The organism is Pseudomonas sp. AC463 (assembly GCF_979253585.1).
Window position 1 is genome coordinate 74,278 of the sequence record NZ_CEEDDZ010000001.1, and the last position, 20,691, is coordinate 94,968.

Here is a 20,691-nt window from a genome sequence, read left to right on the forward strand (position 1 = left end):
TTAAAAACGCTGCAATCGGTAGGGGTGCAGACTCGGCAACGCCGGGTCGCCAGTGCCGGTTGCAGCCAGGTGCCCGACCATCTCCGCCGTCACCGCCGCCTGGGTCAGCCCCAAATGCTGGTGCCCGAACGCCAGCAACACCTTGCCCTCGCACACCCGGTCGATAATCGGCAGCGAGTCCGGCAACGACGGCCGAAACCCCATCCAGGGCGTTGCGTCCTGCGCGCTCAGGTCATCACGGAACAAGCCCAGGCTCAAGCGATGCAACTGCCAGGCGCGGTCCATGTTCGCCGGGCGGTCGAGGCCGGCGAATTCCACCGTGCCGGCCAGGCGCAGGCCGCCGGCCATGGGGGTCATGATGAATTTGCGCTCCAGGGACGTCACCGCGAACGGCAGGCGCTGCGGTTCATGGGGCAGCATCAGGTGGTAGCCGCGCTCCGTGTCCAGCGGGACTTTGTTGCCGGTCAGCGCGGCAGTGAGTTTGGCCGAGTGCGCGCCGCAGGCGATCAATACCTGATTGGCGGCGAACAACCCCTGATCGGTCACAAGCGTCACGCCCTGGTCACCCACCCGTGCATCCAGCACCTGGCGCTGCAGAAATTGCACGCCACTGGCCTTGGCCGCCGCCACCACTTCGCACAGTACCTGGTACGGGTCGAGAAAATGCCCGGTGCCCGGGAAAAACAGCCCGCCCTGGATCTGCTCGCTCAACTGCGGCGCGGCCTTGCGTATGGCCTCGGGGCTCCAGAAATCCACCGGCACATGCTGCTGCTGCATGCGTTGCTGCAAGGCCTCGATGGCCGCGCGGGAATCTGCCCGTTCGAACACCAGCAGCGAGCCGTCTTCGCGCAACAATTCAGGCTGCTGGATGCTCTGCAACAAACGCTGCCAGGCGCCGAGGCTGGCTTCGTTCAAGGCGCGGATGCCTGCCACCGTTTGCCGGTAGCGGGTTGGGCGCAGGTTCAGCAGCAGGCGGATAAACCAGGGCAGGGCGCGGGGCAGGTAGCGCCAATCCAGGCGCAGCGGACCCATGGGGTCCATCAGCATGGCGGGCAAGCGCTTGAGGATCGACACGTCGGCGATCGGAAACACCTGTTCGGTCGCCAGGTGGCCGGCGTTGCCGTAGGAGGCGCCCATGCCGGGCGCCTGTTGGTCGATCACCACCACTTGCCGGCCCTGGCGCGCCAGCTGCAGGGCGCAGGTGACGCCGATGATGCCGGCGCCGACCACGGCGATATCTGCACGGTCAACCATGGTCTATGCCTCCCGCTGGCCGTCAAGCAGACGCCGCAACAAGAGGGGGTTGCCCGCTTGCAGCGCCTGCGGCAGCAGGGCGTCGGGGAAGTCCTGGTAGCACACCGGCCGCAGAAACCTGTGGATCGCCGCCGTGCCCACCGAGGTGCTGCGCGCATCGGAGGTGGCCGGGAAGGGCCCGCCATGCACCATGGCATCGCACACTTCCACACCGGTCGGCCAGCCATTGACCAGCAGGCGCCCGGCCTTGCGCTCCAGCACCGGCAGCAGGGCCTTGGCGCGTGTGATGTCAGCCTCATCCAGATGCAGTGTTGCAGTGAGTTGGCCTTCCAAATGCTCCGAAACCTGGCGCACTTCATCCGCGTCGGCGCAGACCACAATCAACGACGCGGCACCGAAAACCTCGGCTTGCAGATGCTCGTTGGCCAGGAACGCGCTGGCCTCGGTCACGAACAGATGTGCCTGGCCCTGATTGGGCCCTTGGGCCGGCAAACCTTGGGCGGCGACGTGGGCATGCTCGGTCAAGGCGCCGACACCGGATGCGTACGCACTGAAAATGCCGGGGGTGAGCATGGTCTGCGCCGCGCTCTGCGACAGCCGCTCGCCAGCCACTTGAATAAAGTGATCGAGGGTCGGCCCTTTAACGGCAATCACCAAACCCGGGTTGGTGCAAAACTGCCCGGCGCCTTGGGTCAACGACGCCACAAAGCCCTGGGCCAGTGCCGCGCTGCGCGCTTCAAGCGCCGCCGGAAACAGGTACACCGGGTTGATCGAACTCATTTCCGCATACACCGGAATCGGCTCCGGCCGCGCCTGCGCCGCGTGGCACAGCGCAACCCCGCCACTGCGCGAACCGGTAAAGCCCACGGCCTTGATGCGTGGGTCACTGACCAGTGCGATCCCCACTTCACGGCCCGAACCGTACAGCAGCGAGAACACGCCTTCGGGCAAACCACAGTCCTTGACCGCTTGGGCCACGGCACGGCCGACCAGCTCGCTGGTGCCGGGGTGCGCGCTGTGCGCCTTGACCACCACCGGGCAACCGGCAGCCAGCGCGGACGCGGTATCGCCGCCGGCCACCGAGAACGCCAGCGGGAAGTTGCTCGCGCCAAACACCGCCACCGGGCCCAGCGCGATATGGCGTTGGCGCAGGTCGGCGCGCGGCAGTGGCTGGCGCTCGGGCTGCGCGCTATCGACGCGTACATCCAGCCATTCGCCCGCGCGCACGGTACGCGCAAAGGTGCGCAGTTGCCCGCAGGTGCGCCCGCGTTCGCCCTGGATACGCGCGACCGGCAGGCCGGTTTCGGCGACGGCGCGTTCGATCAACGCGTCGCCCAAGGCTTCAATGTTGTCGGCAATGCATTCAAGAAACCGCGCGCGGTCCTCCAGGGCGGTTTCGCGGTAGCTGTCGAATGCCGCCCAGGCCAAAGCGCAAGCCTGTTCGACATGCTCACCGCTGCCACCGGCGTAGGCTGGCTCCAGGGGTGAGTCGGTGGCGGGGTTGATCGCGCGGATCGCATCGCGGGTGCCGCAAAGGGATTGCTGACCGATCAGCATCGTGCCCTTCAGAGTCATGGGATTGTCCTTAAAAAAGCGGGTTGGCCGCCGTGAGAGCCACGGCGGCGCGTGGCAATCAGTTGGCGTTCTGCTCGGCCGACCAGTTGGCGTACCACTGGCGGAACAGCGCGTACTGCGCCTCGGCATACCGGCGCTGGGCGTCGCTGAGCACGTCGGTTTCATTGAAGTGCAGCGCGTAGCCGGTGTCGCCGTTGAGCACCATCAGGTGTTTGTAATACAGCACCAGGTCACAGCCTTCGTCGAACGACGACAGCACCGCCAGCGCAGCTTCCAGCTCGCGGGCCAGGCGCCGGGCCTTGGCGTCGCCCTTGGCGGCTTGTTTGCTCAAGCTCACCAGGTGCAGCACCTCGCGGGGCAGGGCGTTGCCGATGCCGGTGATGGCGCCGGTGGCGTTGCAGTTGACGAAGCCGTGTACCACTTGGGTGTCGACGCCGACCATCAGGGTCACGCTGTCGTCCTGGGAGGTGATGTGTTCGGCGGCGTAGCGCAGGTCGGCGCCGCCGCCGAACTCCTTGAAGCCGATCAGGTTGGGGTGTTCGCGACGCAGTTCGAAGAACAGCTCGGCGCGGGTGGCGAAGCCGTAGTACGGGCTGTTGTAGATCACCGCCGGCAGGTTCGGCGCGGCCTTGAGGATGGCTGAGAAGTGGGCTTTTTGTGCGGTGGCGGAAGCGCCTCGGGACAGCACGCGCGGAATCACCATCAAGCCGTGGGCGCCGACCTTGGCCGCATGGGCGGCGTGGGCGATGGCTTCACGGCTGTTGACCGCACCGGTGCCGACGATGGTCGGCACGCCGGCCGCGACCAGGCGTGCCACGCCTTCCTGGCGCTCGGCTTCGGTCAGCAGCGGCCAGTCGCCCATGGAACCGCAATACACCACGGCGCTCATGCCGGCATCGATCAGCTCGCGGCCCTTGGCGACCAGCGCGTCGAAGTCCGGTTTGCGTGCGGCGGTGCACGGGGTCATCAGGGCGGGGATGCAGCCGGTGAAGATGTTGTCGCTCATTGTTCTAGCTCCGTTCAGTCAAATAAGAGAGGGCTCAGATGCCCCAGGCGAAAGGGTCTTGTTCGTCGATCAACAAGGTGCTGTCGGCGGTCATGTAGGCGCGGCCGGTGATGAACGGGCGCACGCGTTCGCCGTCCCATTCATAGCGGCCTTCGAATTGGCTGCCGGTGATGCTGGCCTGGGTCCAGGTGGCGCCGGGCGCGAGCTTGCCGTCAGCGGCCAGGCACGCGAGCTTGGCGCTGGTGCCGGTGCCGCAGGGGGAGCGGTCGTAGGCTTTGCCGGGGCACATGACGAAGTTGCGGCTGTCGGCGTGGGCGTCATCGGCGAACAGTTCGATATGGTCGATCAGTGCGCCGTCGGCACCGTGGATGCCCTGGTCTTCGAGGGCCTTGAGCATCGCCCAGGTGTAGTCGGTGAGGGCGTCGACGTTGCTCATGTCCAGGCTCTTGCCATGTTCCGAGACCAGGTAAAACCAGTTGCCGCCCCAGGCGATATCACCGTGCACCACGCCATGCCCCGGCACGTCTACCGGCACCTGCTGGCGATGGCGATAGGCGGGCACGTTGCCCAGGGTGATCGCGCCGTCCTCATGCAAGGTGGCGCTGACCGGGCCGACCGGCGTGTCGATCAAATGCACCCCAGGCGCAATCCGGCCCAAGTGATGCAGGGACGCGACCAGCCCGATGGTGCCGTGGCCGCACATGCCCAGGTAGCCGGCGTTGTTGAAGAAGATCACCCCGCAAGTGGCGCCCGGCGTGACCGGCTCACAGTACAGCGCGCCGACCAGCACATCGTTGCCACGCGGCTCCAGCAGGCAGGCGCGGCGCCATTGATCGTGCTCGCTGCGCAGGTTGTCCAGCTGCTCGGCAATGCTCGCGCCCTTGAGCGCGGGGAAACCGGTGAGCACCAGGCGCGTGGGTTCGCCGCCGGTGTGGGAGTCGATCACATGCAGTTGCTTCATAAAACGCTCCATCAGTGGGTGGCTGGGGTCAGCGGGGCGCGGGTGTGGGGCTCGTCGACGGCTTCGCTTTCGTCGGCTTCATGCTCCAACTGCACCAGGTGCGCCGGCACGCCGGTGGCGGCGCCCCAGTAGTAGATGCCCAGGGCGCAGACGGCCACGACCAGGGTGTCGAACGGGTGACTTATCACGCCGATGCCGCCAAAACTGCCCAGCTTGGACAGCAGGATAGTCACCGCGTAAAAGCCGATCAGCCAGGCCGACGAGCGCACTTGCTGCTTGAGGTTGATATGCGCGGTGGGCACCCAGCGCGCGCAGAGCAGGTACACCACAAACATCAGGATCTGCAGGCCGAGCAGCCACGACACGGTGCTCCAGCCGGACCAGTACACAATCAACGCGGCGATGATGAATGAGAGCGGACCGAGCACGGCCATGCCCTTGACGCGGAACGGGCGAGCCATGTCCGGTGCAGTGCGGCGCAGGGCGGCGACGGTCACCGGGGCCACGGCGTAGCTGAGGATCAGCGCGGCGGATACCACATTGATCAGCGCTTCCCAGGACGGGAACGGCAGGGTCCAGAACACCGACAGGCCAAAGGTCAGCCACAGCGCCGGGCGCGGGATGCCGGATTTCTCGTCGATGCGCGTAAAAATCTTGAAGAACGTACCGGTCTGCGCCCAGCCGTAGACCACACGGGGCGTGGCGTTCATGTAGATATTGCCGCAGCCGCTGGGGGAGATCACTGCATCGGCCACCACCAGGTAGGCCAACCAGCCCACGCCCAGCGCCAGGGCGATATCGCGATAGGGCAGCGCCAGTTCCTTGCTGATGCCGGCCCAGCCGTTGGCGAGCATTTCGGTGGGTACGCCGCCGAGGAATGCGGTTTGCAGCAGCACATAAATGGCGGTCGAGAGCAGCACTGACAGGATCAGCGCAATCGGAATCGTGCGTTGCGGGTTTTTCACTTCGCTGGCCACCGAGATGATCGGCGTCAGGCCCAGGTAGGCGAAAATCACCCCGCCCGCCGACACCGCCATCTCGATTCCCGACAGGCCGAACGGCGCAAAGCCTTGCACCTGGAAATTCGCCGGCTTGAAGAAGGTGAACAGCACGCCGATCACCAGCAGCGGCACAATAAACTTGAACACGCTGACCAGGTTGTTGGCGATGGCGAAGGTTTTGACGCTGCGGTAATTGAGGATGAAGAACAGGCACAGCAGGGCGAATTGCACTAGCCAGCCGAGGGTGGTCGGATCGCTGGAGCCGGCCTTGGTCAGCTCGGGAAACCACGCTGCCGCATATTGGCGTGAGGCAACCACTTCAATCGCCACCAGGCTGGAAAACGCGATCAATGTGATAAAGCCCATCAGGTAACCCAGCAACGGGCCGTGGGAGTACACCGGGTAACGCACCACGCCACCGGCGCGGGGCAACGCGGCGCCGAGTTCGCAGTACACGATGCCCAGCAGCAGCACCGCGAAACCGCCGATCAGCCAGGAAATAATCCCCGCCGGGCCGGCGATAGCCGACACATGGCTGGCTGCAAACAGCCAACCGGAACCGAAGATGGCACCCAAGCCGATAAAGGTCAGGTCCATCAGGGACAACTGTTTCTTGAACTTGCCTTGAGCTGACATAACGTCGCCTTCTTGTGAGTTTTTGGATAGGCAGCAGTGGGGCTATCCTGAACTCACGGGTAGGCTGGCGATTGATGTTTTTTGCCGACATCGATGACGAATTCAGCACAGTCTGCGTCGCTCGACAGCGCCCCGGGCATCGGGCAATCTGCTACGCGTCGAGGCATTCAGCAGGGGATACACAGTGATGATGCACAGCGCGTTTGCGACCCTTTGCCAAGGGAGCGAGGCGAATCCTCCCCATAGCATCGAGCAGCTGTTGGCCGGCGTGGCGCAGCTGTTGCCGATGCTGGATGTGATTCCCAACGCCGCGATTTTCATCAAGGACCTGGATGCGCGTTACGTCCTCGCCAACCGCACCCTGGTGCAACGCTGCGGCCTCAAGCAGCTGCAACCGCTGCTGGGCAAGACCAGCGCCGAAGTCTTCCCCGCGCAGCTTGGGCCGGGCTACACCGAGCAGGACCGGCGTGTGCTGGAGCAGGGTTTTGTGCTGGAAGACCAGCTCGAACTGCACCTCTACGGCACCCGCGAACCGGGGTGGTGCCTGACCCACAAGTGGCCGCTCTACAACGACGAACACCAGATCATTGGCCTCGCCGGCATCTCCGTTGACCTGCAATCGGCCAGCCAGACCCATCCGGCCTATCAGCGCCTGGCCGCCGTGGACGAGCACATCCGCACGCACTTCAACCGCCGCGTGACCTTGGGCGAGCTGACGCGCATCGCCGGGATTTCGGTGGCGCAACTGGAGCGCTACTGCAAGCGCGTGTTCCACCTCACGCCCCGGCAGATGATCCAGAAAGTGCGCCTGGAACATGCCCATCGCCTGTTACACACGGACCTGCCGATCACCGAGGTGGCGTTGCAGTGCGGGTACACCGATCACAGCGCGTTTACCCGGCAGTTCAAGGCGTCGACGGGGTTTACGCCGAGGCAGTATCGGCAGGCCACCGGCGGGGTTGGCGAGCCATAACGCCAACGCTCACTTTGGGGGGTTGGGTTCGCGCAGCGATTTCGATGCAACGAATGCGCCCTGAACGCCTCATATGTCTACGAGCGACTTTTCACCACAACAGGTACCAGGCATATGACCGCAGCTGAAAACAACCACGTCAACTGGCTGGTAGAACAGTCGATGCTGCACGCGGCGCGTCAGCGCGCCAAGCTGTATTCGGGCCAGGGCCGGTTGTGGCAGCAGCCGTATGCGCAGACCCGGCCGCGCGATGCGTCGGCCCTGTCGTCGGTGTGGTTTACCGCGTACCCCGCGTCGATTGTGACCCGCGAGGGCGGTACGGTGTTGGAGGCGTTGGGGGATGAAGCGCTGTGGCATGCGCTGTCGAAAATCGGTATCCAGGGCATTCATAACGGCCCGCTGAAAAAGTCCGGTGGCCTGACCGGCTCCAGGCACACGCCGACCATCGACGGCAATTTCGACCGCATCAGCTTCGAGATCGACCCGCAACTGGGCACCGAGGCGCAGTTGCAGGCGTTGACGCGCATGGCGGCGGCGCACAATGCGGTGATCATCGACGACGTGATCCCGTCCCACACCGGCAAGGGCGCGGATTTTCGCCTGGCCGAGATGGCCTACGAGGATTACCCCGGTCTTTACCACATGGTCGAGATCCGCGAGGAAGACTGGCCGCTGCTGCCCGAGGTGGCCGAGGGACGCGATGCGCAGAACCTCAGCCCGGCGCAGGTGGATGCCCTGCGTGACAAGCACTACATCGTCGGCCAGTTGCAGCGCGTGATCTTCTTCGAGCCCGGCGTGAAGGAAACCGACTGGAGCGCCACCAACGTCGTAGTGGGCGTGGATGGCAAGCCACGTCGCTGGGTGTACCTGCATTACTTCAAGGAGGGCCAACCGTCGCTGAACTGGCTGGACCCGACCTTCGCCGCGCAGCAGATGATCATCGGCGACGCCCTGCATGCCATCGACGTGATGGGCGCGAAGATCCTGCGCCTGGACGCCAACGGTTTTCTCGGCGTAGAGCGCAAGCTCGATGGCACCGCCTGGTCGGAAAGCCACCCGCTGTCGATCACCGGCAACCAGCTGCTCGGCGGCGCGATCCGCAAGGCCGGCGGCTTCAGCTTCCAGGAGTTGAACCTCACCGTGGATGACATCGCGTCGATGTCCCATGGCGGCGCCGACCTGTCCTATGACTTCATCACCCGCCCGGCGTATCAACATGCGCTGCTGATGGGCGATGCCGAGTTCCTGCGCCTGATGCTGCGCGAGATGCATCGCCAGGGCATCGACCCCGGCTCGCTGATCCACGCCTTGCAGAACCACGATGAGCTGACCCTGGAGCTGGTGCATTTCTGGACGCTGCATGCCCATGACAGCTTTCTTTACCAGGGCCAGACTTTCCCCGGCAATATCCTGCGCGAGCACATCCGCGAACAGATGTATGAGCGCCTGGCCGGCGAGCATGCGCCGTATAACCTCAAGTTCGTGACCAATGGTGTGTCGTGTACCACGGCCAGCATCATCACGGCGGCGCTGGGTATTCGTGATCTGGAGGCGATCAGCGCGGCGGATATTCAACAGATCCGCCAGATCCATTTGCTGCTGGTGATGTACAACGCCATGCAGCCAGGGGTGTTTGCCCTGTCGGGCTGGGACTTGGTGGGCGCGCTGCCGCTGGCGGCGGATGAGGTGGCGCACCTGATGGAGGATGGCGATACGCGCTGGATCCATCGCGGTGCCTACGACCTGGTGGACTTGAACCCGGAGGCCGAACTCTCAGCTGGCCAGATGCCGCGTTCGAAAAGCCTGTATGGCAGCCTCAACAGCCAGTTGCAGGACCCGGAGTCGTTCGCCTCGCAACTGCAAAAGATCCTCGCGGTACGCCGGGCCTACGACATTGCCGCGAGCCGCCAGATTCTGGTGCCAGACGTGCAGAACCCGGCGCTGCTGATCATGGTTCACGAATTGCCGGCCGGTAAGGGTACGCAAATCACCGCGCTGAACTTCGGCGCCACGCCGATTACCGAGACGCTGAACCTGCCCGAGATTGCGGCGGGGATGGTGGTGGACATCATCAACGAGCGGGTAGAAGGCGACCTGACGGCCGAGGGTGACTTCACCATCACACTGGATTCCTACGAAGGGCTTGCGCTACGCGTGATCAGCGCTACCCCAATGTAACGAACACCGCAGCCCCCTCCCACACTTTATGCGTAATAATTATTTTGATTGTTGTTAAATATGCGCTTGATGATAGTGTTTGGCAGGCCTAGCTTAGTCATCACCGGCCACCCATCTGGGCTGGCCACCGACCTGCCAAGGATTCTCCAATGCCTTTAGTTCGAATCGACCTCGCTGCCGACACCTCGGTTGAAACCGCTGCCGCCATCGGCGATGTGATCTATGCGGCGATGACCAGCGTGGCCAATGTGCCCGAGCATGACAAATTCCAGATCATCAATCGCCATGCCAAGGATGAGTTGGTGTATCCGGCCGATGGGTATCTGGGCGTGACCTACACGCCCAAGATTGTATTTATCCAGGTCACCTGGAGCGCGGGTCGCAGCGTTGAGGTGAAAAAGGCCTTTTATAAGTTCATCGCCGACGGCATCCACGCCAAAACCGGCCTGCGCAAGGAGGACGTGTGGATCAGCCTGGTGGATGTAAAGCGTGAGGACTGGTCGTTCGGCAACGGTGAAATGCAGTACGCAGCCACGTTGTAAGGCAAAGGCGGGCGACTCGAATGAGTCGCCCGTTTTTTTATTGGGCTGCCAGCGCTTCCAGGAACTGCGTGTGTTTCAGCGTCTGCGAAAACATCGGCAGCGTGAAGTTCTCGGCGGCCTGTTGTTGCTCGTCGGTGAAGGTCGCCGTGCAATCGGTCAGGGTGACGACGTTGTAACCTTTCTCATACCCCGAGCGCACCGTGCCTTCGACGCAGCAGTTAGTGAGGAAGCCCGCCACCACCAGGGTCTGGATGCCATTGTTGCGCAGCACCAGGTCCAGCCCGGTAGTGGCAAACCCATCGAGGCCGCGTTTGCCCTCGACCACAATATCGCCGGCTTCCTGGGGCAGTGCCTCACTGATTTCGGCGCCCCAGGTGCCGGCGCTGAACGCGTTGCCGTCGGCCACACCCTTGAGAATCCCATAGTCGCGCGTGGTCAACTCGGGGTAGCCGGCCGCGAAGCTGATCGGCAAGTGGATGATCTTCACGCCGAGCTTGCGCGCCTGCAGCACGGTGGTGGCGGTATTGGCCAGCATGTCGGAGGTGTGCATGACGCCTTTGACGGCGTCATGGAACACGCCGCCTTCGGTGGTGAAGTCGTTCTGGAATTCGATCAACACAAGCGCTGTGGTGTGCGGGGTCATGGTGTTCTCCGATAAGAAAGCCGTAGGCCGTTAATCGTAGATCATATTCAGTACACCGCGGGCACGATCAGCTCCGGTGGCGTCGGGCTGCGGGAGTAGTCTTCCTGCCTCACGCGTTGGGGCAGCTCGATGGTCGGCAGCTGCACTTCTTCATAGGGCATCTGCCCCAGCAGGTGGTGGATGCAATTGAGCCGGGCCTTCTTTTTATCGTCGGCCTGCACGACCCACCACGGCGCTTCGGCGATGTGGGTGCGCTCGAGCATGATTTCCTTGGCCTTGGTATAGGCTTCCCAGCGCCGACGCGACTCCAGGTCCATGGGGCTGAGCTTCCACTGTTTGAGCGGATCGTGGATGCGGCTAAGGAAACGCAGGTGCTGTTCCTGGTCGGAGATCGAGAACCAATATTTGATCAGCTGGATGCCGGAGCGCGCGAGCATGCGCTCGAACTCCGGTACGGTGCGGAAGAATTCTTCGTACTGGTCTTCGTTGCAAAACCCCATCACTTGTTCGACGCCGGCGCGGTTGTACCAACTGCGGTCGAACAACACGATTTCACCGGCGGCCGGCAGGTGCGAGACGTAGCGCTGGAAGTACCATTGCGTCTGCTCACGGTCATTCGGGGCGGGCAGGGCGGCGACGCGGCACACACGCGGGTTGAGGCGTTGGGTGATGCGCTTGATCACACCGCCTTTGCCGGCGGCGTCACGGCCTTCGAACAGGATCACCACCTTGGCGCCGGTCTTGACCACCCAGCTTTGCAGCTTCACCAGTTCGCCCTGCAGGCGGAACAGTTCGCTGAAATAAATCCGCCGCGCAGCCTTTTCGCGGCTTTCCCCGACGTGTTCATCGAACAACGCATTCAGGTCATGCCCGTCTTCGGACAATTCCAATTCCAGCTCTTCATCACTGTGATCCAACAGCTCACGGTGGATGCGCAGTAACAAGGCGTCTTCTACTGAGGACATGGGAAGCACTCGCGTGGGGGAGGATGGCAGAGTGTTAGTCGCAATTTGTTACGAACCAATTACAGCAAAACAGTCACTTGAGGCGGCAAGAAGGGACAAAAACGCCTTTGCCTTTCATTTTTCATAAAAACGTAACAAACCTGCTGCAAAGTCCCCGGGAGCCCGATACCACAAGGAATTCCCTGAATGAAAAGCTTGATGAAGTCTGCTGCACTCGCCGTTGCCGTGTCGCTGTGTGCCGGTTCCCTGGCGTTTGCCGACGAAAGCGTGCGCCTGACCGGTTCCGGTGCCAGTTTCCCGGCACCGATCTACCTCACCTGGTTCAAGGATTTCAGCAAGAAAACCGCCGGTGTCACTGTCGATTACCAATCCAAGGGTAGCGGTGCGGGCGTACAGGACTTCCTGAATAAAACCGTGGACTTCGCCGCCAGTGACTCGGCGATGAAAGACGAAGACATCGCCAAGGTGGCCGAAGGCGTGCAACTGCTGCCAATGACCGCTGGTGAAATCGTGCTGGCCTACAACCTGCCGGGCAACCCGAAGGGCCTGAAGCTGCCACGCGAGGTGTACTCCAACATCTTCCTGGGCAAGATCACCAAGTGGAACGACCCACAAATCGTGGCCGCCAACCCGGACCTGAAGCTGACCGACACGCCGATCACCGTGGTTGTACGTGCTGACTCCAGCGGTACCACTGCCGTGTTCACCAAGCACCTGGCGTCGATCAACCCGCAGTTCCAGAAAGACCTGGGCGAAGGCAACACCGTCAACTGGCCAGCCAGCGACAAGTTCATCAAGTCGCCGAAAAACGACGGCGTGACCGCCACCGTTCGCCAGACCCCAGGCGCGATCGGCTACATCGAATACGGCTTCGCCAAACTGGCCAAGGTCGACTTCGCCCAGTTGCAGAACAAGGCCGGCCACTATGTGGTGCCTAACGCCGAAAGCGGTGCCGAAGCCCTGGCCGCGGTGAAGATGCCGGAAAGCCTGGTGGCCTGGCTGCCGGACCCGGACGGTGCCAAGTCCTACCCGATCACTTCCTACACCTGGATGATCTTCCGCAAGGACAACGGCAACCCGGCCAAGGCCAAGGCCATGCGTGAAATGGTCGAGTACAGCCTGACCGAAGGGCAGAAAATCGCCGACTCGATGGGTTACATCCCGCTGCCACAATCGGTGGTTGATCAGGTTCGCAAAGCGTCTGCCAACATTCAGTAACGCTTGTGAGGCCTCTCTCGGCGTGGGCAGTCAGCCATGCCGGGGGAGTTTTCCCCCTGTACCGGAACTAGCCAATGAACACACCTTTTGTCGTACCGGTTAACCCGGATTCTGCTTGCCAGCCGCCCTCTGCCAAGGATTTCCTGGTTGATCGCACCTTCCGCGCACTCGCGCGCATTGGGGTGGTTCTGATTCTGGCGCTGGTCTTCGCCCTGGTGTTCGAAGTCGGCCGCAAGGCCCTGCCAGGCATGGAGAAGCACGGGTTTGACGTGCTGTTCGGCAGCGTCTGGGATGTTAACCAAGGCAAGTACGGCATTTTGCCGGCTATTTGGGGCACGCTTTACAGTGCATTTATCGCCCTGCTGATTGCCGGTTTTTTCGGTGTCAGCATGGCGATCTTCCTGACCCAGGATTTCCTGCCGGCCAAGCTGGCAGCGGTGTTCCGCACCATCGTCGAGTTGCTCGCGGCCATCCCCAGCGTCGTTTACGGCCTGTGGGGGATCTACGTGGTGATCCCGGCGATCCGCCCGCTCACGGCGTGGCTGAACAGCGAACTGGGCTGGATTCCTTTTTTCGGCACGTCCCTCAGCGGGCCCGGCTTGCTGCCGGCCGCACTGGTACTGGCCATCATGATTCTGCCGACCATTGCCGCCGTGTCCCAGGACGCCCTGACCGGCGTACCGATGAAAACCAAACAAGCCGCCTACGGCATGGGTACCACGCACTGGGAAGCGATTCTCAAGGTCATGGTGCCATCCGCCGCCACCGGTATTTTCGGCTCGCTGGTGCTGGGCCTGGGCCGCGCACTGGGTGAAACCATGGCCCTGGCCATGCTGGTCGGCAACGCCAACAACATCTCGCTGTCGCTGTTTGCCCCGGCCAACACCCTGGCGGCCTTGTTGGCGCTGAACTTCCCGGAAGCCGGGCCGAACGAGATCGAGGTGTTGATGTATGCCGCTCTGGTGTTGATGGCTATCACCTTACTGGTCAACGTCATCGGCTCGATGATCATGATGTACGCCCAGCGGGGTCACAAATAATGACGAATCTCACTCTCCCCAGCGCTGCATTGCCCAGCCTGCAACGCCGCTTTGAAGGCCGCGCTCTGCGCAGCCTGGTGCTGACCACGCTGGTGTGGCTCGGCGCGCTGCTGGCCAGCGTGCCGCTGATTTCCGTGCTGTACATGCTGATCACACGCGGTGGCGCACGCCTGAGCCTGGAAGTGTTCACCGAACTGCCACCCACCGGCTTCGAAACCGGCGGCGGCTTCGGCAACGCCATGGCGGGTACCTTCGTGATGGTCGGCATCGCCGCAGCCATCGCGGTGCCGGTCGGCATCATGGCGGCGATTTTCCTCGCCGAACTGGGCCCCGACAGCAAGTTGGCCAACGCCTCGCGCTTTGCCGCGAAGATGCTCACCGGCTTGCCCTCCATTCTGGCCGGGGTATTTGCCTACGCGCTGGTGGTGATGACCACCGGCACTTACTCGGCCCCGGCCGGCGGCGTGGCATTGGCCGTGCTGATGCTACCGATCGTGGTGCTGACCGCTGAAGAGTCGATGCGCATGGTGCCCAAGATCATGAAGGACGCGGCCTACGGCATGGGTTGCACGCGCTCGCAGGTGATCTGGAAAATCGTCCTGCCCACCGGCATGCCCGCGATCCTCACCGGCGTGATGTTGGCCGTGGCCCGCGCTGCCGGCGAAACCGCGCCGCTGTTGTTCACCGCGCTGTTCAGCAACTACTGGATCTATCACGACGGCAGCCTGGCTGTCATGAATCCGACGGCATCCCTTGCCGTGCTGATTTACAACTTTTCCGGCATGCCCTTCGACAACCAGCTTGAGCTCGCATGGGCGGCCTCCCTGGTGTTGGTGATGATCGTGTTGGTCGTGAATATCGTGAGCCGTATTTTCGGCAAGCCCAAGTATTAAGAACGGGAGCACCTGAATTTTGAACGTATCCACTGCACACGTAGCCTCTCCGTTGGTCACCCAGGCGCCTGTGGTCATGGACTGCAAGCTCGACAAGATTTTCTACGGCAACTTCATGGCCGTCCGTGACAGCCATGTGCCGATCGAGAAGAACAAGATCACCGGCTTCATCGGCCCGTCCGGCTGCGGCAAAAGTACCGTGCTGCGTAGCCTCAATCGCATGAACGACCTGGTAAAGGGCTTTCGCTTCGAGGGTCATGTGCATTTCCTCGGCCAGGACGTGTACGGCAAGGGCGTCGACCCGGTGGTGGTGCGTCGTTATATCGGCATGGTGTTCCAGCAGCCCAACCCGTTCTCGATGAGCATTTTCGACAACGTGGCCTTTGGCCTGCGCCTGAACCGCTACAAGGGCGACCTCGGTGACCGCGTCAAGCACGCGCTGCAAGGCGCCGCGTTGTGGGATGAGGTCAAGGACAAGCTCAAGGTCAGCGGCCTGTCGCTGTCCGGCGGTCAGCAGCAACGCCTGTGCATCGCTCGCGCTATCGCCACCGAGCCGGAAGTGCTGCTGTTGGACGAGCCGTGCTCGGCACTTGACCCGATCGCGACCCGCCGGGTCGAGGAATTGATGGTTGAACTGAAGAAGGACTACACCATCGCCCTGGTGACCCACAACATGCAGCAGGCGATCCGCGTGGCTGACACCACGGCGTTCTTCTCGGTGGACATTTCCCAGGGCACGCGCACCGGCTATCTGGTGGAGATGGGCCCAACCACGCAGATTTTCGATAACCCGCGTGAACAGATGACCGGCGACTACATCAGCGGCAAGTTCAGCTGACTATGCCGCTACCGTTTTCAGGACAGCCGATGGCTGCCGCACGTCGCCTCGACTTGGCCGCGATTGAGCGCGCGCTGCGCAAGGTACAGCGCCGCTTCACCGCGCTCAGCCAGGACTTTACCGAGCCGCGCGACCCCTTGACCGACGAGGTGCTACACAATGTGCTTGATGGCTATGCCCTGATTGACGACTATGTGGCACGCGGCGTCGACCTGTTTGACCTGCAGCAGCTGAACCTGATGCTGGAGATCAACGCCACCGTGCTCTGCGGCAAAGACCCGCTACGCCGGCAGGAATATGCCCATCACCTGACGGCGACCGAACAGCATTTTTTCAACAACGTCGAGGGTGGCATCAAGGATTTGTACAACTGGTACTGCCGGCACCACAGCGAATCGGTGTGGAAGCGGGCCGCCGGGGTCTACGTGCGAATTCTCAGCAAGCCGCAGCTGTTCATTGAAGGTAATCATCGCAGTGGGTCGCTGATCGTCAGTTATTTGCTGATGCGCGAAGGTTTATCGCCGTTTGTGCTGACGCTGGAAAACGCCGAGGGCTACTTCAACCCGTCCTCGGTCATCCGCAACTCGGCAAAACATGGTGTCAAGGCGTTGTACGAATTGCCCAAGATCAAGAAGAAATACGCGGCTTTCCTGGAAGATAACGCTGCTGATCCGAAGGAGTTTTTCCTCGACGACACACCCGCGCCCATCTGTCAGGGGCGCCCATGATGGGAAGGTATCCAGTGGTCGACACACTCAAGCGTATGTTCACGCGCCCGCGCATACGTATTTCGTTCGACATCGACGACACGCTGGCCTGCCAGCTGCACCACAGCCCGGCCGAGCATAGCCGGCTGCCGGCCTGCGTGCATCGTTGGCTGGGCGAGCCGCTGCGCAGCGGGACCCGCTCCCTGACCCGTGAGCTACGGCGCCAGGGGTGCAGCATCTGGGTCTACACCTCGTCCGGTCGCACACCGTCCTACATCCGCCGCTGGCTGATGCTGTACGGCATCCGCGTGGACGGTGTGGTCAACAGCGTGCTGCACAACCATGCCCTGACGGCGCATGGTTTATCCAACACTCCCTCGAAATTCCCGCCGGCCTTTGATATCGACCTGCATGTGGATGATTCCGACGGCGTGCGCATTGAGGGCGACGACCACGGTTTTCGCGTGGTTGTGGTGGACCCGCAGGATGCGAACTGGGCGCACCGAGTGCTGGATGCGGTGGCTGCGGTGCAGGCGCAACTTGCCAGTCAACAGCCGCTGCGGCACAAGGCATGTGTGCAGCGACCCGCACGCGGTTATAAGCCAGTGGCTGCGGGTATTGCGGCCCGCTGCTGATCGTCAGCGTATCAAACTGCGTGACAAGGCAATGTCGATATCAGACTTATTCATGCCGCAATGAGGCTGTTTTCGCGCAGGGCATGCCGCGTACTGTGACCCGTCATTAAGAAATGATGATCGCCTGACTCTCCAGTCAGCACCTCTTAACGTCGATCACAGAGAATAAAAACAACGATGAGTAGCCTGGATTCCAAGGATTCGAACGGCCAACTGGCGCAGGGTTTCAAGCCGCGCCATGTCACCATGCTCTCCATTGCAGGCATTATCGGCGCGGGGTTGTTTGTAGGGTCCGGACACGCGATTGCGGCGGCCGGCCCGGCGGTAATGCTGGCTTACCTGTTTTCCGGCCTGCTGGTGGTGCTGGTCATGCGCATGCTCGGGGAGATGGCGGTGGCCAACCCGGACACCGGGTCCTTCTCGACCTACGCTGACCAGGCCATCGGCCGCTGGGCCGGCTTCACCATCGGTTGGTTGTACTGGTGGTTCTGGGTGCTGGTGATTCCCATCGAAGCCCTGGCCGCCGGGCATATCCTCAACCAGTGGTTCCCTCAGATCGACGCTTGGCTGTTTGCCTTGTTGTCGATCTTTTTGTTGGTGGTGACCAATCTGTTCAGCGTCTCCAAATATGGCGAATTCGAGTTCTGGTTTGCCATGGCCAAGGTCGTCGCGATCATCGGCTTTATCGGCCTGGGCGGCGCGGTGTTGATGGGCTGGATTCCCGAGCGCGAGGCCAGCGGCTTGAGCCGGCTAATGGAAGAACACGGCGGCTTTGCGCCTAACGGGCTGTCGGCGGTGGTCGGCGCATTCATCACCATCATGTTCAGTTTTATCGGCACTGAAGCGGTCACCATCGCGGCGGCCGAGTCGAGTAACCCGGCGCAGAATATCGCCCGCGCGACACGTTCGGTAATGTGGCGCACCGGGGTGTTCTACGTGCTGTCGATCTTCGTGGTGATTTCCGTGGTGCCCTGGAATGACCCGCTGTTGGCATCGGTGGGCTCGTATCAACGCGCCCTGGAGTTGATGAACATCCCCCATGCCAAGTTGTTGGTTGACGTGGTGGTGTTGATTGCCGTGGCCAGTTGCATGAACTCATCGATCTACATTGCTTCACGCATGCTGTACTCGCTGGGCAAACGTGGGGATGCGCCGGCCATGATGAAAAAGACTTCGGCCGCGAGCGTGCCACGGGGCGCGGTCATCGCCAGTACGGTGCTTGGGGCAGGGGTGACCTTGCTCAGTTATTTCATGCCGGCCGGGCTGTTCCAGTTTCTGCTGGCGAGCTCGGGGGCTATCGCCTTGCTGGTGTACCTGGTGATTGCCGTTTCGCAATTGCGCATGCGCAAAATCCTGCAGCGCCGCAACATCTCGCTGACTTTCAAGATGTGGCTGTTCCCGTGGCTGACCTGGGTGGTGATCGCGTTCATTTGCGGCGCATTGACGGTGATGCTGGTAACGCCCGAGCATCGCTTCGAGGTGTCTTCGACGATCGGCTTGGCCTTGCTGATTTCCCTGGTCGGCGTTATCACTGCGCGGCAACCCGATCGCGCGCACAAAGCGATGCCAGTCGCCTCGCGGCCATGAAAGCGCGGCCTGTCACCCGTGTGGTTTTTGTGTTGTTGGATCAGTTCACGCTGATCTCATTGGCGTCGGCGGTGGAGCCGTTGCGCATGGCCAATCAGCTGTCGGGCCAGGAGCTGTACAGTTGGTACACCGCGAGTGCCGACGGCAGCCCCGTCTGGGCCAGCGATGGCCTGCCCATCACCCCCGACTGTTCGATAGGCAGTGCACCGTCGGTGGACATGGTCTTTGTCTGCGGCGGTACGGGTATCCAGCGCACCGTCACCACCGAGCTGGTGAAGTGGCTGCGCATTCAGGCGCGTTATTCGAAACGCCTGGGCAGCATTTGTACCGGCAGCTGGGTGTTGGCGCGGGCGGGGTTGCTCGACGGTTATGAATGCAGCGTGCACTGGGAATGGTTGGCCACCATGCAGGAAGCCTTTCCACGGGTGAGCCTGAGTGCCAGCCTGTTTACCCTCGACCGCGACCGCCTCACCAGCTCGGGCGGCACTGCGCCGATGGACATGATGCTGCACCTGATCGGTCGTGATCATGGGCATGAACTGTCGGCGGCCATCTCCGACATGTTTGTGTATGAGCGCATGCGCAATCAGCAGGACCACCAGCGCGTGCCCCTCAAACACATGCTCGGCACCCAGCAGCCCAAGCTGCAGGAAATCGTGGCGTTGATGGAGGCCAACCTGGAAGAGCCGATCAACCTCGATCAACTTGCGGAATACGTTGACCTGTCGCGCCGCCAGCTTGAGCGCATGTTCCAGAAGTACCTGCACTGCTCACCGTCGCGCTATTACCTGAGGTTGCGCCTGATCCGCGCGCGACAATTGCTCAAGCAGACGCCCATCTCCATCGTCGAGCTGGCCCTGCTGTGTGGGTTTGTGTCCACGCCACACTTTTCCAAATGCTACCGTGAGTACTTTGGCGTGCCGCCCAGCGACGAGCGCCTGGTGACGGCGGATGAGCGACCCATCCTGGTCAAACCGGTGGTTCGCGCAACGCCGACGTCGATGCCGATGAGTGCGTTGGAGCAGGCGCGCGGGGAGTCGACGTTTGCCAGCGTGAAGAACCTGAAGTCCTGAGCCTGGGGCGGGGAGGGCGCAGGCCTTAAGGGCAGTCGGAGTTGCTCAGCTGAAATTCGGTTATCGGTGAGTTGTTGGAGCCGTTGACGATGTAATGAATCAACAGCCCCGACTTGATGAACGGCCCCAGCGCTTTGTCCTCGCAGGACACAGACGCGGCAGCGGATTTTCTGTCGTCAATGGAAACCTCGGAATCAAAATCGTTTTTCGAAACGGTTGTGAGCGTAAACGCGATACGCATCACCCCATCTTGGTAGGTCACTGAATCGAGCCGAGTTGATTCATCGATCAGCTTTGGGGTTCCGATACGCATGAGGAGTGCGAGCCCTTTAAGCTGGCGTTCTTGTTCTTGTTTTAAGTCTTCCTGAGCAGTTTTAGCATGCCAGACTTGCACCAGGATAAAGAGTAAGGACATGACCGAAACAAACAGGATGAATCCGCGATACTGCTTCAACTGATAAATCCATATCAAAATGCCATCATTCATTCTAGCATGCCGCTGCACGACTTATCTCCGGGCGGTTGAGGGAACATGATGAAGCGCAGGATCGTATCAATTGTGATCGCGGGTGCTGGGCTGGTTGCCTGCTCGAATGCGTGGTCATGGACGATGGTGGGGGGCAAGGCGAAGTTTTCTGCCAGGGATGTGGGGATGTGCCAGATCTTTGAGAACGACGCGGCTGTCATTATTCTCAACAGGCAGGAGGGTTACCCGCTTGATTATCCCCGTGATACGGATTCTCCACCGCTGGAGGTACAAAAGCAGCTGCGTGCGGGCTTGATTCTTCAGGCGCAAGCTATCCCGATAGAAAGCACCCGTGAGAAGAGAAGGGCGGTGAGTGAGCAGTTCACCCAGCGTGTCATTAGCAGCTGCCTTGACCTCTTGCTGGTCTCACAGCCAGAGGACAGGCCTTAATTTCGTGCGTTCACTGCGTCATGAGTCGTGGCACAAATACCCTCAAAAAA

Annotated in this window: 20 protein-coding genes; 12 read left to right on the plus strand and 8 right to left on the minus strand. The window is 61.9% G+C overall.

Annotated features, from left to right (window positions below):
- Genes AC0IYH_RS00370 through AC0IYH_RS00390 form a run of 5 tightly spaced genes read right to left on the minus strand, consistent with a single transcriptional unit; the run spans position 1 to position 6,433 of the window.
- On the minus strand, positions 1 to 1,254 hold the full coding sequence (locus AC0IYH_RS00370; RefSeq protein ID WP_471832654.1) for an NAD(P)/FAD-dependent oxidoreductase: 1,254 nt from the start codon (positions 1,252 to 1,254) through the stop codon (positions 1 to 3).
- A 3-nt stretch (positions 1,255 to 1,257) separates the two neighbouring features.
- The gene (locus tag AC0IYH_RS00375; RefSeq protein WP_471832655.1) at positions 1,258 to 2,829 is read right to left on the minus strand and encodes an aldehyde dehydrogenase (NADP(+)); all 1,572 of its coding nucleotides are present in this window, start codon (positions 2,827 to 2,829) and stop codon (positions 1,258 to 1,260) included.
- Positions 2,830 to 2,887: 58 nt separating this feature from the next.
- A complete protein-coding gene (locus AC0IYH_RS00380) occupies positions 2,888 to 3,835 on the minus strand; it encodes a dihydrodipicolinate synthase family protein (RefSeq protein WP_116627853.1) in 948 nt (315 codons plus the stop codon).
- A 34-nt stretch (positions 3,836 to 3,869) separates the two neighbouring features.
- Positions 3,870 to 4,796: a 4-hydroxyproline epimerase gene (locus AC0IYH_RS00385; protein WP_116627854.1), complete on the minus strand. Its 927-nt coding sequence runs from the start codon at positions 4,794 to 4,796 to the stop codon at positions 3,870 to 3,872.
- A gap of 11 nt (positions 4,797 to 4,807) precedes the next feature.
- Positions 4,808 to 6,433 carry an APC family permease gene (locus AC0IYH_RS00390; RefSeq protein ID WP_471832656.1) on the minus strand — a complete coding sequence of 542 codons (1,626 nt, stop codon included), beginning with the start codon at positions 6,431 to 6,433 and terminating at the stop codon, positions 4,808 to 4,810.
- A gap of 187 nt (positions 6,434 to 6,620) precedes the next feature.
- Here AC0IYH_RS00390 and AC0IYH_RS00395 point away from each other — a divergent pair, with 187 nt between their 5' ends.
- The 3 genes from AC0IYH_RS00395 to AC0IYH_RS00405 all read left to right on the plus strand — a co-directional run bounded on the left by AC0IYH_RS00395 (position 6,621) and on the right by AC0IYH_RS00405 (position 10,126).
- Positions 6,621 to 7,406 (plus strand): PAS domain-containing protein, encoded by a 786-nt coding sequence (locus AC0IYH_RS00395; protein ID WP_471832657.1) that lies wholly within the window; start codon positions 6,621 to 6,623, stop codon positions 7,404 to 7,406.
- A 114-nt stretch (positions 7,407 to 7,520) separates the two neighbouring features.
- The gene (gene treS / locus AC0IYH_RS00400; protein WP_471832658.1) at positions 7,521 to 9,584 is read left to right on the plus strand and encodes a maltose alpha-D-glucosyltransferase; all 2,064 of its coding nucleotides are present in this window, start codon (positions 7,521 to 7,523) and stop codon (positions 9,582 to 9,584) included.
- Between the two features lie 149 nt (positions 9,585 to 9,733).
- A complete protein-coding gene (locus AC0IYH_RS00405) occupies positions 9,734 to 10,126 on the plus strand; it encodes a tautomerase family protein (protein ID WP_122772087.1) in 393 nt (130 codons plus the stop codon).
- 37 nt (positions 10,127 to 10,163) lie between these two features.
- Here the strand turns inward: AC0IYH_RS00405 and AC0IYH_RS00410 are convergent, their stop codons facing one another.
- Both AC0IYH_RS00410 and ppk2 read right to left on the minus strand, forming a co-directional pair.
- Positions 10,164 to 10,769 carry a cysteine hydrolase family protein gene (locus tag AC0IYH_RS00410; RefSeq protein ID WP_122772088.1) on the minus strand — a complete coding sequence of 202 codons (606 nt, stop codon included), beginning with the start codon at positions 10,767 to 10,769 and terminating at the stop codon, positions 10,164 to 10,166.
- Positions 10,770 to 10,816: 47 nt separating this feature from the next.
- Entirely contained in the window at positions 10,817 to 11,734 is a 918-nt protein-coding gene (ppk2, locus tag AC0IYH_RS00415; protein WP_471832659.1) for a polyphosphate kinase 2, read from the minus strand.
- A gap of 186 nt (positions 11,735 to 11,920) precedes the next feature.
- On the opposite strand from ppk2, the gene pstS reads away from it, so the two are divergent.
- The 8 genes from pstS (at position 11,921) to gbdR (ending at position 19,725) form a co-directional block, all read left to right on the plus strand.
- Complete coding sequence (gene pstS / locus AC0IYH_RS00420; RefSeq protein ID WP_116627862.1) at positions 11,921 to 12,952, plus strand: phosphate ABC transporter substrate-binding protein PstS; 1,032 nt, start codon at positions 11,921 to 11,923, stop codon at positions 12,950 to 12,952.
- Positions 12,953 to 13,026: 74 nt separating this feature from the next.
- A complete protein-coding gene (gene pstC, locus AC0IYH_RS00425; protein ID WP_471832660.1) occupies positions 13,027 to 13,992 on the plus strand; it encodes a phosphate ABC transporter permease subunit PstC in 966 nt (321 codons plus the stop codon).
- Positions 13,992 to 14,885 carry a phosphate ABC transporter permease PstA gene (pstA, locus tag AC0IYH_RS00430; protein WP_116627864.1) on the plus strand — a complete coding sequence of 298 codons (894 nt, stop codon included), beginning with the start codon at positions 13,992 to 13,994 and terminating at the stop codon, positions 14,883 to 14,885. Before pstC ends, pstA begins: the two co-directional genes overlap by 1 nt.
- A gap of 76 nt (positions 14,886 to 14,961) precedes the next feature.
- Positions 14,962 to 15,723: a phosphate ABC transporter ATP-binding protein PstB gene (pstB, locus tag AC0IYH_RS00435; protein WP_010562760.1), complete on the plus strand. Its 762-nt coding sequence runs from the start codon at positions 14,962 to 14,964 to the stop codon at positions 15,721 to 15,723.
- Between the two features lie 29 nt (positions 15,724 to 15,752).
- Positions 15,753 to 16,451, plus strand: coding sequence for a hypothetical protein (locus tag AC0IYH_RS00440; RefSeq protein WP_116627865.1), 699 nt, complete (start codon positions 15,753 to 15,755; stop codon positions 16,449 to 16,451).
- A complete protein-coding gene (locus AC0IYH_RS00445) occupies positions 16,451 to 17,065 on the plus strand; it encodes a hypothetical protein (RefSeq protein WP_471832844.1) in 615 nt (204 codons plus the stop codon). Before AC0IYH_RS00440 ends, AC0IYH_RS00445 begins: the two co-directional genes overlap by 1 nt.
- A 177-nt stretch (positions 17,066 to 17,242) precedes the next feature.
- Entirely contained in the window at positions 17,243 to 18,652 is a 1,410-nt protein-coding gene (gene gabP / locus AC0IYH_RS00450) for a GABA permease (protein ID WP_471832661.1), read from the plus strand.
- Complete coding sequence (gene gbdR, locus AC0IYH_RS00455; protein ID WP_471832662.1) at positions 18,649 to 19,725, plus strand: choline metabolism transcriptional regulator GbdR; 1,077 nt, start codon at positions 18,649 to 18,651, stop codon at positions 19,723 to 19,725. Before gabP ends, gbdR begins: the two co-directional genes overlap by 4 nt.
- A gap of 25 nt (positions 19,726 to 19,750) precedes the next feature.
- Here gbdR and AC0IYH_RS00460 read toward each other — a convergent pair whose 3' ends face one another.
- Positions 19,751 to 20,230, minus strand: coding sequence for a hypothetical protein (locus tag AC0IYH_RS00460; RefSeq protein WP_241092252.1), 480 nt, complete (start codon positions 20,228 to 20,230; stop codon positions 19,751 to 19,753).
- A 30-nt stretch (positions 20,231 to 20,260) separates the two neighbouring features.
- Here AC0IYH_RS00460 and AC0IYH_RS00465 point away from each other — a divergent pair, with 30 nt between their 5' ends.
- Positions 20,261 to 20,641: a hypothetical protein gene (locus tag AC0IYH_RS00465; RefSeq protein WP_471832663.1), complete on the plus strand. Its 381-nt coding sequence runs from the start codon at positions 20,261 to 20,263 to the stop codon at positions 20,639 to 20,641.
- The last annotated feature ends 50 nt before the right edge of the window (positions 20,642 to 20,691 follow it).

Bases quoted from the DNA above. Each gene is read 5' to 3' on its own strand.
- AC0IYH_RS00375 (WP_471832655.1), bottom strand. From the start codon at position 2,829: ATGACTCTGAAGGGCACGATGCTGATCGGTCAGCAATCCCTTTGCGGC.
- AC0IYH_RS00395 (WP_471832657.1), top strand. From the start codon at position 6,621: ATGATGCACAGCGCGTTTGCGACCCTTTGCCAAGGGAGCGAGGCGAAT.
- AC0IYH_RS00410 (WP_122772088.1), bottom strand. From the start codon at position 10,769: ATGACCCCGCACACCACAGCGCTTGTGTTGATCGAATTCCAGAACGAC.
- AC0IYH_RS00370 (WP_471832654.1), bottom strand. From the start codon at position 1,254: ATGGTTGACCGTGCAGATATCGCCGTGGTCGGCGCCGGCATCATCGGC.
- pstB (WP_010562760.1), top strand. From the start codon at position 14,962: ATGGACTGCAAGCTCGACAAGATTTTCTACGGCAACTTCATGGCCGTC.
- ppk2 (WP_471832659.1), bottom strand. From the start codon at position 11,734: ATGTCCTCAGTAGAAGACGCCTTGTTACTGCGCATCCACCGTGAGCTG.
- AC0IYH_RS00445 (WP_471832844.1), top strand. From the start codon at position 16,451: ATGGGAAGGTATCCAGTGGTCGACACACTCAAGCGTATGTTCACGCGC.
- AC0IYH_RS00390 (WP_471832656.1), bottom strand. From the start codon at position 6,433: ATGTCAGCTCAAGGCAAGTTCAAGAAACAGTTGTCCCTGATGGACCTG.
- pstC (WP_471832660.1), top strand. From the start codon at position 13,027: ATGAACACACCTTTTGTCGTACCGGTTAACCCGGATTCTGCTTGCCAG.
- treS (WP_471832658.1), top strand. From the start codon at position 7,521: ATGACCGCAGCTGAAAACAACCACGTCAACTGGCTGGTAGAACAGTCG.
- pstS (WP_116627862.1), top strand. From the start codon at position 11,921: ATGAAAAGCTTGATGAAGTCTGCTGCACTCGCCGTTGCCGTGTCGCTG.
- AC0IYH_RS00405 (WP_122772087.1), top strand. From the start codon at position 9,734: ATGCCTTTAGTTCGAATCGACCTCGCTGCCGACACCTCGGTTGAAACC.
- gabP (WP_471832661.1), top strand. From the start codon at position 17,243: ATGAGTAGCCTGGATTCCAAGGATTCGAACGGCCAACTGGCGCAGGGT.
- AC0IYH_RS00385 (WP_116627854.1), bottom strand. From the start codon at position 4,796: ATGAAGCAACTGCATGTGATCGACTCCCACACCGGCGGCGAACCCACG.
- AC0IYH_RS00465 (WP_471832663.1), top strand. From the start codon at position 20,261: ATGAAGCGCAGGATCGTATCAATTGTGATCGCGGGTGCTGGGCTGGTT.
- AC0IYH_RS00440 (WP_116627865.1), top strand. From the start codon at position 15,753: ATGGCTGCCGCACGTCGCCTCGACTTGGCCGCGATTGAGCGCGCGCTG.
- gbdR (WP_471832662.1), top strand. From the start codon at position 18,649: ATGAAAGCGCGGCCTGTCACCCGTGTGGTTTTTGTGTTGTTGGATCAG.
- AC0IYH_RS00380 (WP_116627853.1), bottom strand. From the start codon at position 3,835: ATGAGCGACAACATCTTCACCGGCTGCATCCCCGCCCTGATGACCCCG.
- pstA (WP_116627864.1), top strand. From the start codon at position 13,992: ATGACGAATCTCACTCTCCCCAGCGCTGCATTGCCCAGCCTGCAACGC.